Here is an 11776-nt window from a genome sequence, read left to right as displayed (position 1 = left end):
CCTTCACACAACGAAACTGCGTCTCACAATCCCATGCTCGACATCCAGCTGCTGCGCAAAGACCTCGACGGCGTCGCGAAGCGCCTCGCCGACCGCGGCTACACCCTCGACGTCGCCGCCTTCTCCGCGCTCGAAGCGGAACGCCGCGCCATCCAGACCCGCACCGAAGAGCTCCAGGCACGCCGCAACAGCCTGTCGAAGCAGATCGGCGCGATGAAAGGCCGCGGCGAGGACACCTCGGCGGTCATGGCCGAAGTGGGCGGCATCGGCGACGAGATGAAGACGTCGGCAGCCAAGCTCGACGAGATCCAGTCGAAGCTCTCGGACCTGCTGCTCGGCGTGCCGAACCTGCCGCACGAGAGCGTGCCCGCAGGCAAGGACGAGGCCGACAACGTGGAAGTGCGCCGCTGGGGCACGCCGCGCGCGTTCGACTTCGAGGTGAAGGATCACGTGGATGTCGGCACGCCGCTGGGTCTCGATTTCGAGACGGGCGCGAAGCTCTCGGGCGCGCGTTTCACGATGCTGCGCGGCCAGATCGCGCGCCTGCATCGTGCGCTGGCGCAGTTCATGATCGACACGCACACGCTCGAGCACGGCTATACGGAAACGTACACGCCGTACATCGTCAACCCGGAGATCCTGTACGGCACGGGCCAGCTGCCCAAGTTCGCCGACGACATGTTCCGCGTGGAAAAGGGCGGCGGCGAGAACACGGTCACGCAGTACCTCATTTCGACTTCGGAAATCTCGCTCACGAACACGGTGCGCGAGAGCATCGTGGAAGGCAACGCGCTGCCGATCAAGCTCACGGCGCACTCGCCGTGCTTCCGCTCGGAAGCCGGTTCGTATGGCCGCGACACGCGCGGCATGATCCGTCAGCACCAGTTCGACAAGGTCGAAATGGTGCAGATCGTTGCGCCTGAAACGTCGTACGACGCGCTCGAGCAGATGGTCGTTCACGCGGAAGCCATCCTGCGCAAGCTCGGCCTGCCGTATCGCGTCATCACGCTGTGCACGGGCGATATGGGCTTCTCGGCTTCCAAGACCTACGACCTCGAAGTGTGGCTGCCGGCGCAAAACACGTATCGCGAAATTTCGAGCTGTTCGAATACGGAAGCTTTTCAGGCGCGCCGCATGCAGGCGCGTTACCGCAACGCGCAGGGCAAGCCCGAACTCGTGCATACGCTCAACGGCTCGGGCCTCGCCGTGGGCCGCACGCTCGTTGCCGTGCTGGAGAACTATCAGGAAGCGGACGGCTCGGTCACCGTGCCGGAAGCGCTGCGGCCGTATATGGGCGGCGTGGCGCGCCTTGCAATGAGCGCCTGAGGCACTGCTTCGCGAACAGAACATGGGATTGGCTTGCCCTCGAAACTTTTTTCCAAAGAGGGCTTGCGGAATTCAAAAAATGTTCTATAATCTTCGCTTCTCTGGTCGCCGACCAAGATCAGAGAGGCAGTAAAGAGCAGTACACCGGAGAGGTGGCAGAGTGGTCGAATGTACCTGACTCGAAATCAGGCGTACGGTTTCCCCGTACCGTGGGTTCGAATCCCACCCTCTCCGCCAAATTCAGAAAACCCCTGCATGCTTAATCGCTGCAGGGGTTTTTGCTTTTCTGCGCGCGGTGCTCGCGCAGGTGCACGCACTACTGCTGCATATGCCCGCGCATCTCCAGCGCGCGCAGGTACGTTCCGGAAATCGACGACCCGCCGTGATGCACGATCTTCTCGTCGACGAGCGCCCACACCGACTTGCCTGCCGCACGCACGCGCCGGCAGAACGACAGGTCTTCCGAGAGGTACACGCCTTTTTCGCCGACCGTGTCGAAGAACGCATAGAACTTGCCGTCCGGCAGGTAGCCCGCGTATTGCGCAGGCGGGCGGTATAGCTCCGTGTGCGCCACGATCGACTCCAGCGCGTCTCGCCGCACGAGGAAGATGCCCGTGCCGATATGGCTCACCTCCGCCCAGCCATCGGACACGAAGCTGCTGCCCGCTTCGTCGGCGAGGATCGCCGTGTTGTAGTCCACCGTTTTTTCCTGCCATTCGCGCAGTGTGAGCCCCACATCGGCGGTCGTGATCTGCTTTTCCCGGTCGAAGAAGCGGTACGGGCAGGCAATGCCGGCCACCGGCTTGTCGCCGGCGATCAGGCGCAGAACCGCTTCGCGCGAGAAGTCCATGTCCGTATCGAGAAAGAGGAGATGGGTGAACTCGGGATGGCTCAAAAAATAATTCGCAAAGAAATTGCGCGCGCGGATGATGTGCGACGAAGCCGTGTGGATGTACTCGAAGCCGATGCCGCGCTCCTTGAGCGTTTCCATGAGGCGGGCAAGCGCCATGGCGAAGTCGAAATGCACCGAGTTGTCGTAGGTGGGCAGCGCGATCAGGACGTTGAGCGCCGTGTTCGGAGTGGAGGAGGGGGCGGGATGACTTGAGGTCATGATCGGGCTTCCTGCTTGCGATGTAAGATATTTCTCATTTTTGACGGTGGGTTGCGCTCGAACAATCGGAGATATCTGAAAATTCCACGCCCGGCGTCATGGCGATGACGCGCCTTGCTGCGCTAGCGACGCTGCAGCGCCGGTACAATCGCTCCTTTGAATTTGCGGCGAAGCGTTTTCCAGCACACCGCCGCGCCTACTTCGGTCCACAGATGCCTATCACCTACAAGTCTGCCGACGATCTCGCCCGCCTGCGCATTTCGGGCCGGCTCGCCGCCGACGTGCTCGCGATGATCGGCGAGCACGTGAAGCCGGGCGTCTCCACCGACGACCTCGACGCCCTCTGCAACGACTACATCGTCAACACGCTCAAGGCCGTCCCGGCCAATGTCGGCTACCTCGGTTTTCCGAAGACGATCTGCACGTCCGTCAATTCCGTGGTCTGCCACGGCATTCCGAGCCGCGGCGAGGTGCTCAAGGACGGCGACATCATCAACATCGACGTGGCCGTCATCAAGGACGGCTATTTCGGGGACACGAGCCGCATGTACTGCGTCGGCACACCGAGCACGGTGGGCCGCCAGCTGATCGACACGACCTACGAAGCGATGCTCGCGGGCATCCGCCAGGTGAAGCCCGGTGCGACGCTCGGCGACGTCGGCAACGCCATCCAGAAGCGCGCGCAAAGCGATGGCTTCTCGATCGTGCGCGAGTATTGCGGCCACGGTATCGGCAAGGTCTATCACGAAGAGCCGCAGGTGCTGCACTACGGCCAGCCGGGGCAGGGCGTGCGACTGAAGCCGGGCATGGTCTTCACGATCGAGCCGATGGTCAACGCAGGCCGCGCCGGCACGACGGTGCAGCGCGACGGCTGGACGGTCGTCACCAAGGACCGCTCGCTCTCGGCGCAGTGGGAGCACATGGTTGCGGTCACCGACGACGGCTACGAACTCCTCACGCCCTGGCCGGACGGCACAGGCGCCTACGAGGCCCCGTGAGCGCGGTTGTGCGGCCTCTGCGGCCGTCTGTCAAGGATCGCGCGCGAGGCGTGGTCTGCAGGCAATTGTCAAATAAGGATTTGACTCTCAAGCCAGTTCGGTTAAAGCTACGCGTTAGCGCTTTATTGGGGTTTACGACTGCATGAGTCCGTCACTGACCGTTCGCCGTATCGCCGCCGATCAGGGTGCCGTGCTCCGCGAGCTTCGAACAGCATCGCTGCGCGACGCGCCTTATGCATTCGGCGACACGCTCGAAGACGCGCTATCGGCCGATGCCGCCGTTTTCGACGCCGCGGCGGCCCGCCATGCGGTTTCGCACACCGGCACGTCGTTCATTCTCTATACCGAGGGCCATCCGGCCGGGCTGATCGGCGCGAGCTTCGAAAGCGCGCCGGCGCGCCGCGCGTTCGTTTCGGCGCTGTGGGTCGCGCCTGCGGTGCGTCATCTGCGCGGCGGCGAACTGCTTCTGAACAGCGCCATCGAATGGCTCGTGAGCGAAGGCGCCACGCAGGTCTACGCCTGGGTGACCGACGCGAACACCACGGCCATGCGTTTCTACGAGCGCCTCGGCTTTGTCGCCACCGGCGATCACGCGCGCAGCCAGCAACAGCCCGAGCAATGGGAAACGTTGCTCATGCGCGCGCTCGGCGAGCACGCGAAGTCCGCTTCTTCACCGGCTTCTTCGCCATAACACGTGCCGTTCGCGCCGCTGTGCGCGGCGGCGCTCCTGCTTCACTTCCCTCCGTACGACACACCGAACCCGATCGTTCGCGCTCGCGGTCTCGCTTCGCGCGCTTTTTTTGCGCCATTTTTGTTTGTGCGCGGGTTGTGCGTATCGAGCAGGGAATTTGGCCGAATACACCATTAAAAATAATGGCCGTGTGCGTCCGCGCCTGTAAAATACGCAAAATTTTTAGCCGAACGCCATGTCGCCCAGGAAATCGCCATATTTTGAACTGAAGAGCGGTTCAGTCGATACGCTTCTGTTCGTGGTCAAGACGACCGAGCTCGATGCCATGCGCGCAGAACTTACGCGGCGCTTCGAGGCGACGCCTGAATTCTTCGCAAACGACACCGTCGCGATCGACGTGCGGCGTCTCGCCGACGGCGAGCAGGTCGCGCTCGGCGACATCGCGCGTCTGCTGGAAAGCGTGCGCATGCGCCCGGTCGGCGTGGTTGCACAGCCTGAGCAACATGGCTGGGCCGCTGCAGCAGGCCTGCCTTTCCTCGAAGCGCGCGACCGCCGCGGCGCGGGCACGAAGCCGGCCTTCGATGAAGCGGCGAGCGACGGCGAGGCTTCGAATGCGCCTGCCACTGCATCTGCCAGCGCTTCTGCCACCGCATCGGCCGCGCCGCAAACCACTGCTGCACAGCCCGAACTCTTTCCCTCCGACACGGACCCGGCCGCCGCCCAGGCGAGCGCGGCGGCTACGGTGAGCGCCGCGGCGTCGCTCGAAGCCGGCGCACGCGCGGAACCCACGCTCGTGGTCGACCGGCCGCTGCGTTCGGGTCAGCGCATCTACGCAAAGGGCGACGTGGTCGTGCTCGGCCTCGTTTCCAACGGCGCGGAAGTGATCGCAGAGGGCAACATCCATATCTACGCGCCGTTGCGCGGCCGTGCGCTCGCGGGCGTGCACGGCAACCACGACGCACGCATTTTCTGCACGAGCCTCGAGGCGGAACTGATTTCGATTGCGGGCATCTACCGTACCACTGAAGTCCCACTCGCCGACGACGTGCGCGGCAAGCCGGCTCAAATCCGGCTCGAGGAAGAAAAGCTGTTGATCGAACCGTTGAGGCTCACCTGAGTCGCAGCTCGAGCGTCGTGCGCAGGCGAGCAGGGGCATGAGCGGCACGCGATGAGACCAAACTGAGAAACTGACGAACGCAAGGTAAGGGAATGGCAAAAATCATTGTGGTGACTTCGGGCAAAGGTGGTGTCGGCAAGACGACCACGAGCGCGAGTTTCGCATCGGGCCTCGCGTTGCGCGGCCACAAGACCGCGGTCATCGACTTCGACGTGGGCCTGCGCAATCTCGACCTGATCATGGGTTGCGAGCGCCGCGTCGTGTACGACCTGATCAACGTGATCCAGGGTGAGGCGAACCTCAATCAGGCGCTCATCAAGGACAAGAAGTGCGAAAACCTTTTCATCCTGCCGGCCTCGCAAACACGCGATAAAGACGCGCTCACGAAGGAAGGCGTGGAGAAGGTGATCGAGGACCTGCGCAAGATGGACTTCGAGTACATCGTGTGCGATTCGCCCGCCGGTATCGAGTCGGGCGCGCTGCTCGCGATGCACTTCGCCGACGAAGCGCTCATCGTGACGAACCCGGAAGTGTCTTCCGTGCGCGACTCGGACCGCATTCTCGGCATGCTGTCGTCGAAGACGAAGCGCGCGATCGACGGCAAGGACCCGATCAAGGAGCACCTGCTCATCACCCGCTACAACCCGAAGCGCGTGAGCGAAGGGGAAATGCTCTCGCTGAACGACATTCAGGAGATCCTGCGCATTGAACTGATCGGCGTGATCCCCGAATCGGAAGCGGTGCTGCACGCATCGAACCAGGGTCTGCCGGCAGTGCATCTGGACGGCACCGACGTCGCCGAATCGTACAAGGACGTCGTGTCGCGCTTTCTCGGCGAGGACAAGTCGCTTCGCTTCACCGATTACCAGAAGCCGGGCCTCTTGCAGCGCCTCTTCGGTAGCAAGTAAGGGAGGCGAACGTCATGTCGTTTCTTTCGTTTTTTCTCGGCGAGAAGAAGAAGTCCGCCTCGGTAGCGAAGGAACGCCTGCAGCTCATCATTGCTCACGAGCGCGCAGGCGGCCATCCGCCCGCCGACTATCTGCCGGCCCTGCAACGCGAACTGGTCGCGGTGATCTCCAAGTACGTGAAGATCTCCGATGAAGACATTCGCGTGAGCCTCGAACGTCAGGACGATCTCGAAGTGCTCGAGGTCAAGATCGAGATTCCGCAGGCTTGAGTCTTAAGCGCGCGCAGCCGCTGCGCTGCGCGCGTCGTTTGTCGTATCGCTTCGCTTTTCCTTCGCGCCTTGCTTTCTCGCGCGCTGCGCGCCAACGCCCCTTCCGCCTTACCGAAATATTCGGTTTCACTTCACCCTGCGCCGTTACACCGCCGCTGTCAGCGCAACGCCCTGTTCGTGCATTGATCGGGTAACGCCAATCATGGCGTCCACTTCAAGGGTGATCAACATGAACAACTCCATTCGCCTCTTCATCGCCAAGGCCGCGATCGTTGCTGCGGGCACATGCGCTGTCGCGGCTCCCGCGCTTGCCGAAATCGTCGTGATCGAGCCGAGCGCGCCGCCGCCTGCCGAACGCGTGGAAGTCGTGCCGGCGCCGCGTGCGGGCTACGCATGGGACAAGGGCCACTGGCGTTGGGACCACGGCCAGTACGTGTGGGTGCGGGGCCACTGGCAGGCTGAGCGTGTTGGCTATCACTGGGTGCCGGGCCACTGGATCGCGCACGGCCCGAACTGGCGCTGGGTCGAAGGCCACTGGGCCGCTTGATCTTTCGAGCCCGAGGGGAGCCTTAATATGAGTAAAAAACTGCTCGCGGCAGCCGTGCTCGCGCTTACGCTGGCGGGCTGCATCGTCGTGCCGGCGCGGCCCATGTACGTGAGACCCGCGCCGGTCGTCATCTACTAGCCGTTGACCGTTGTTATCGATCCGTCGACGGGTCGTCCATTCCGGGCCCGACGCGCTTTTGTCGCGTCGGGCCCGGTGTGTTTTGCGGTGCGCGTTGTCGATGCCACACGTCGTTTGAGTAAGAAAGGGACAGATATCGTTTGCATCGAATCAACTATTCGCAGGTTGACGCAAGGTTCGTCCGCTAGAATCTCCGGAAATCCCTTGAAGACTGGAATATCGGGCCCCGCGGTCCGCAGCACAATGAAACGAGTTTTGATTGTCAAAGTGACTTCGCTCGGCGACATCGTCGAAGCGCTTCCGGTCGTCGCAGACGTGCAGCGCGCCTTCCCTGGCGTCAAGGTCGATTGGGCCGCGGACGAGGCCTTTGCCGATATCGTGCGCTGGAACGCAGGTGTCGACCGCGTGCTCTGCGCGCCGCTGCGCCGCTTCAAGAAGGCGCGCCGCTGGAGCGACTTCAAGGCGATCTGGGCATCGATTTCGGAACTGCGCGCTTACCGCTACGACGCGATCGTCGACATTCACGGCGTGTACAAGAGCGCGATCATCGCGTTTATCGCGCGCGGGCGGCGCCGCTTCGGCTATCTGTCGCAGGACCTCGGCGAGCGTGGCGCGGCCTTCGCGTACAACGGCCGTTTCGGGCCGCGTCCGAAATGCGATGCGTGGCACGGCATGCGCATCAGCGCCGGCGAGGCGCTTGGCTACACAGTCGATACGCCGCCCGACTTTCAGATGCGCATTCCGCGCGACGGCACCGCGCTGCCCGCGCCTGAGGCGCCCACGGCGCTGCTCTTTCATGCGACCTCGAAAGACGAGAAGAAGTGGCCGGTCGCGCATTGGGGTGAACTGGGCAACGCGTTGATCGCGCGTGGCCTGCGCATCGAACTGCCGTGGGGTTCCGATAGCGAGCACGCCACGGCGCTCGAGATCGCGGCGCTCATCCCTGGTGCTACGGTGCTGCCGCGCCTCACGGTCTCGCAAGTCGCACAGCGCATCGAAGATTGCGCGCTCGTGGTCGGCACCGACACGGGCTTCGTGCATCTCTCGCACGCGCTCATCAAGCCGACCGTGATGGTCTTCGTTTCGACCGACGCCGAGCACAGCGGCGTGCGTGCGCCCAATCGTTCGATCTCGATCGGCGATGGCCATCACGTGCCGCCCGTGCAGGTAGCGATCGATGCCGTCGACCGCATCTACCCCGCGCGCGACGGTGGCCCATCCACGCAGGCATCGCGCGTTCACGCCGCTTGAGTTTTCGCGCTTCTGCGCGCGCTTGCCGCGCGCTTTCCTCGCCGTTTTCTCGCGGTTGCCTCGCGGTTTCCTATTACGAGCTTGTTAAAAGTGTCGCGCTTGTATTGCACGCGCGCGTGCGGGCGCACGTGCAAAAGGCTTTGGACGCCCATGCTGTTACATGAGCCATACCGCTGCTTACAAATTGCAACGCCTCACGCCTTCGCCGTCGTGTTCAATCGTAACCGTCCAGCCCGACATCGCATGGCTGGACCCAGACACTGACTTGAAGGGAGAACACTGTGAAACGATTGACGCTTACCCTCATCGCCGGCGCATTGCTTGCGGCTTCGCTGGGCGGCTGCGTCGTGGTGCCAGCCGGCGGCTACTACGGCGGTGGCTACCATCACGGCTACTACTACCGCTGATCGCCGCCACACGGCGCAGCACCCCATGGCGCCGTGCGAATGGCACCAGCGGCACCAGCGGCACCAGCGGCATGCCGGCCTTCAGGCAAGCAGCATTTCGATTGCGACGACTGCGGCAATTGCCGCGGCGTTCGCCGCCAGCGCTTCGAGCACGACCGCGCGCCAACTCGCGGTGCGCAGGCGAAACGCCATCAGGAGGGAGATGCCCAGGGCGAGGGCGATGATCAGAACAATGTCGGCGTTGCTCAGATGCAGGTTCATCGTCGGCTCCCCCGGGAGATCGCTCCCCGCCTGTTGATTCGAGTATAGCCACGCATTGCGCGTGCCCAAAGCGATCAAAAATCGCGATTTGCAAGGGCGTAAAAAAAGCGGAGTCCGGCTGGCGGACTCCGCTTTTTCTTTGATGCGGCGACGCGTTACGACAGCGACGTATGGCGCGTTTCACGCATGCACAGGACACCGAACAGGCTCACGCAGGCGGCGATCGACACATACGCGCCGACCCACGAGAGACCGCCGCGCGCGGCGAGCACCTGAGCGATATACGGCGCGACCGAAGCGCCGAGAATGCCGCCGAGGTTGTACGCCACGCCCGCGCCCGTGTAGCGCACGTTCGTCGGGAACAACTCGGGCAGCAGCGCGCCCATCGGCGCGAACGTGGCGCCCATCAGGAACAGCTGGATCACGAGGAAGAGCAGCACGAGCGGCGTTGCACCGCTGCCGAGCAGCGGCTCCATCGTGAGGCCCGAGAGAATCGCCAGAATGCAGCCGACGATCAGCACCGGCTTGCGGCCGAAGCGATCGGAAAGCCAGGCCGAGATCGGGGTGGCGATGCCCATGAACACCACGGCGATGCACAGCATGCCGAGGAAGGTCGGGCGCGCAATGTGCAGCGCCGTCACGCCGTGCGAGAGCGAGAACACCGTCGCGTTGTAGAACAGCGTGTAGCACACGACCATGGCGAGCGCGCCGAGCAGCGTCGGCCACCAGTACTGCGAGAGCAGCGTCGCGATCGGCACCTTGACGCGTTCCTCGCGCTCGACAGCGGCTTTGAAGGCGGGCGTTTCAGCGATCTTCAGGCGCACGTACAGACCGAGCGCGACGAGCACCGCCGAGACGATGAACGGCACGCGCCAGCCCCAGTCGCGGAACTGCTGGTCGGAGAGCGTCGAGGCGAGCCCGAAGAAAAGGCCATTCGAGGCGAGGAACCCCACCGACGGCCCGAGCTGCGGGAACATGCCGAACCAGCCGCGCTTGCCTTGCGGCGCGTATTCCGTCGCGAGGAGCGCGGCGCCGCCCCATTCGCCGCCCAGGCCGATGCCCTGGCCAAAGCGCAGGATGCACAGCAGGATCGGCGCGAGGCTGCCAATCGCGTCATAGCCGGGCAGGAAGCCGATCAGCGTGGTGGACAGGCCCATGACGAGCAGCGACGCCACCAGCGTCGATTTACGGCCGATGCGGTCGCCGAAGTGGCCGAAGATGAACGAGCCGATTGGCCGCGCGACGAACGCAATGCCGAAGGTGACGAACGCCGAGAGCGCCTGCGCGGTGGCCGAGCCGTGCGGGAAGAACACGGGGCCGATGACGAGCGCGGCAGCCGTTGCGTACACATAGAAGTCGTAGAACTCGATTGCGGTGCCGATAAAGCTCGCAAAGATCACGCGTGCGGTGCTTTGCTGCTTCGCTGCGTTTGCCTGATCGGCGCGCGCGGGCGAAATGGGGGAGGTGGACATTCAAGGGTCTCCAGTCGTTGTGACGCGCTTACGCCTCCCGTCTTGCAAGGCTTGCGCGGACGTCTTTGTTCAGGCTCGAAGCGTGGCGGGGCGCGCTCTGGCGCGCGACGCTCAGGGCGCTTCCAGCACGCAGCGTCCGTCAGGCGGCGACGCTTCGCCAGTATGCATCGCACAGCGCGGGCTGTGCGCGGTGGTTCCTGACCGGCTATGGCGCGTGCCGATAGGCACGAAGGGGCGCGAGCACGATCGAAGCCTCACGCGGCGGCGCGGATGGCGCGTGGCGAGAGGCATGGCCGGCGGGCGCCGGCTGGGGATAGCGAAAAATTATAACGACCGTGCGCGCCGCGCAGCAAGGCGGGCGTAAACAGGCGGGCGAAGCGTTGACGTTACTGGAAGTTCTGCGCTTGCGGCGAAGCGAGCGTGCGCAACTGGAACTTGCCGTTGTCGTTGAAGAGCCAGTCCTCGAACATCTCGAGCTGGCCGGCGGAATTGAGCAGGCCGCCGGGCGGTGGCGGCAGCGGCGCGGCACGGCGCAGTGTTGCGAGCGCGGTGGCCTCGGCTTCGTTGTCGCCGTTGGTCCGATAGACCGATGACTTCACGATCTGGCCATTGCGATTGACCGTGAACGACACGACCACGAGCGAGCGGAGCATGGCCTGCGGCGTGCCGTGCAAAACGTAGGTCGGGTTGTGCGCGACGATGTGTTTCGCGACCGTGGTGCGGTAGTCGTCGAGTGTGGCGCTGTTGATTGCCGCGGGAGGAATGGCGAGGAGCGGTTTGGGCGGCGGCGTGATCGTGCAGGCGCCGAGGCACCCGAGAATCGCGAGCAGCAAAACCAGACCGAGGCGCCGTGCGAGGAAGGCGCGAGGTGCGGACGAACCGCATGACCACTGGACGCAGATGAGCATGTCGAACAAGCTCGGAAGCGGAACCTGATTCGAGCTTAGACGATACGCAGCGGGAAGCAATCAGAACTGTCCCGCGTTGTCACGGGACGTGGGACAAACGTGCGAAGCGGCGGGTGCCTGAGCGTGCTTATTCGACCGGGAACTGTGCGCAGGGATCGGCCGTGGTCGTCGCGCAGGCGTACGAGTACTCGCCGCTCTTCAGGAACAGTTCCTTGCCGACCTGGAAGTTGTCGCGAAGATTGGGCGAAGTTTCCCACGCGATGTAGCTGGAGCACATCACGGCGAACAGGACGACAAGCGAGAACGCGAATTTTTCGAGCAGTTGGTATTGGTGCGGCATGGTGATCTTTCCCATCGATGGGAAGGATTTTA

14 protein-coding genes and 1 tRNA gene are annotated in these 11776 nt (G+C 63.7%); 10 read left to right on the top strand and 5 right to left on the bottom strand.

Annotated features, from left to right (window positions below; all coding sequences use genetic code 11):
• The first annotated feature begins 33 nt into the window (after positions 1-33).
• Together serS and U5A57_RS22785 are read left to right on the top strand one after the other, a co-directional pair.
• Positions 34-1326 (top strand): serine--tRNA ligase, encoded by a 1293-nt coding sequence (gene serS / locus U5A57_RS22790; protein WP_321913898.1) that lies wholly within the window; start codon positions 34-36, stop codon positions 1324-1326.
• A gap of 146 nt (positions 1327-1472) precedes the next feature.
• Positions 1473-1563: transfer RNA gene (locus U5A57_RS22785), tRNA-Ser, on the top strand.
• A 79-nt stretch (positions 1564-1642) separates the two neighbouring features.
• On the opposite strand, the gene U5A57_RS22780 is transcribed toward U5A57_RS22785, so the two are convergent.
• Positions 1643-2437, bottom strand: a complete 795-nt coding sequence (locus U5A57_RS22780; protein WP_321913897.1) for a hypothetical protein — start codon at positions 2435-2437, stop codon at positions 1643-1645.
• A gap of 212 nt (positions 2438-2649) precedes the next feature.
• Here U5A57_RS22780 and map point away from each other — a divergent pair, with 212 nt between their 5' ends.
• The 8 genes from map (at position 2650) to U5A57_RS22740 (ending at position 8763) form a co-directional block, all read left to right on the top strand.
• Positions 2650-3435 (top strand): type I methionyl aminopeptidase, encoded by a 786-nt coding sequence (gene map, locus U5A57_RS22775; protein WP_158758391.1) that lies wholly within the window; start codon positions 2650-2652, stop codon positions 3433-3435.
• Between the two features lie 142 nt (positions 3436-3577).
• A complete protein-coding gene (locus U5A57_RS22770) occupies positions 3578-4126 on the top strand; it encodes a GNAT family N-acetyltransferase (protein ID WP_321913896.1) in 549 nt (182 codons plus the stop codon).
• Positions 4127-4361: 235 nt separating this feature from the next.
• Positions 4362-5243, top strand: a complete 882-nt coding sequence (minC, locus tag U5A57_RS22765; protein ID WP_321913895.1) for a septum site-determining protein MinC — start codon at positions 4362-4364, stop codon at positions 5241-5243.
• A gap of 92 nt (positions 5244-5335) precedes the next feature.
• The gene (gene minD, locus U5A57_RS22760) at positions 5336-6151 is read left to right on the top strand and encodes a septum site-determining protein MinD (RefSeq protein WP_028205181.1); all 816 of its coding nucleotides are present in this window, start codon (positions 5336-5338) and stop codon (positions 6149-6151) included.
• A gap of 14 nt (positions 6152-6165) precedes the next feature.
• Entirely contained in the window at positions 6166-6420 is a 255-nt protein-coding gene (gene minE / locus U5A57_RS22755) for a cell division topological specificity factor MinE (RefSeq protein WP_027795398.1), read from the top strand.
• A gap of 229 nt (positions 6421-6649) precedes the next feature.
• Entirely contained in the window at positions 6650-6967 is a 318-nt protein-coding gene (locus tag U5A57_RS22750) for a YXWGXW repeat-containing protein (RefSeq protein WP_321913894.1), read from the top strand.
• 381 nt (positions 6968-7348) lie between these two features.
• Positions 7349-8356, top strand: coding sequence for a lipopolysaccharide heptosyltransferase I (gene waaC, locus U5A57_RS22745; protein WP_321913893.1), 1008 nt, complete (start codon positions 7349-7351; stop codon positions 8354-8356).
• A gap of 281 nt (positions 8357-8637) precedes the next feature.
• The gene (locus U5A57_RS22740) at positions 8638-8763 is read left to right on the top strand and encodes a hypothetical protein (RefSeq protein WP_256094537.1); all 126 of its coding nucleotides are present in this window, start codon (positions 8638-8640) and stop codon (positions 8761-8763) included.
• An 81-nt stretch (positions 8764-8844) separates the two neighbouring features.
• Here the strand turns inward: U5A57_RS22740 and U5A57_RS22735 are convergent, their stop codons facing one another.
• From U5A57_RS22735 to U5A57_RS22720, 4 genes are all read right to left on the bottom strand, one after another.
• The gene (locus U5A57_RS22735; protein WP_158758386.1) at positions 8845-9024 is read right to left on the bottom strand and encodes a hypothetical protein; all 180 of its coding nucleotides are present in this window, start codon (positions 9022-9024) and stop codon (positions 8845-8847) included.
• Between the two features lie 155 nt (positions 9025-9179).
• Positions 9180-10496 (bottom strand): MFS transporter, encoded by a 1317-nt coding sequence (locus U5A57_RS22730; RefSeq protein ID WP_321913892.1) that lies wholly within the window; start codon positions 10494-10496, stop codon positions 9180-9182.
• Between the two features lie 386 nt (positions 10497-10882).
• Entirely contained in the window at positions 10883-11404 is a 522-nt protein-coding gene (locus tag U5A57_RS22725) for a TonB family protein (RefSeq protein ID WP_321913891.1), read from the bottom strand.
• A 127-nt stretch (positions 11405-11531) separates the two neighbouring features.
• Positions 11532-11744 (bottom strand): hypothetical protein, encoded by a 213-nt coding sequence (locus U5A57_RS22720; RefSeq protein ID WP_321913890.1) that lies wholly within the window; start codon positions 11742-11744, stop codon positions 11532-11534.
• Positions 11745-11776 lie beyond the last annotated feature (32 nt).

The organism is Paraburkholderia sp. J11-2, assembly GCF_905220185.1.
GTDB lineage: Bacteria > Pseudomonadota > Gammaproteobacteria > Burkholderiales > Burkholderiaceae > Paraburkholderia.
The sequence above is the reverse complement of the archived record's forward strand: the minus strand, read 5'-3'. Positions and strand labels throughout refer to the sequence as shown.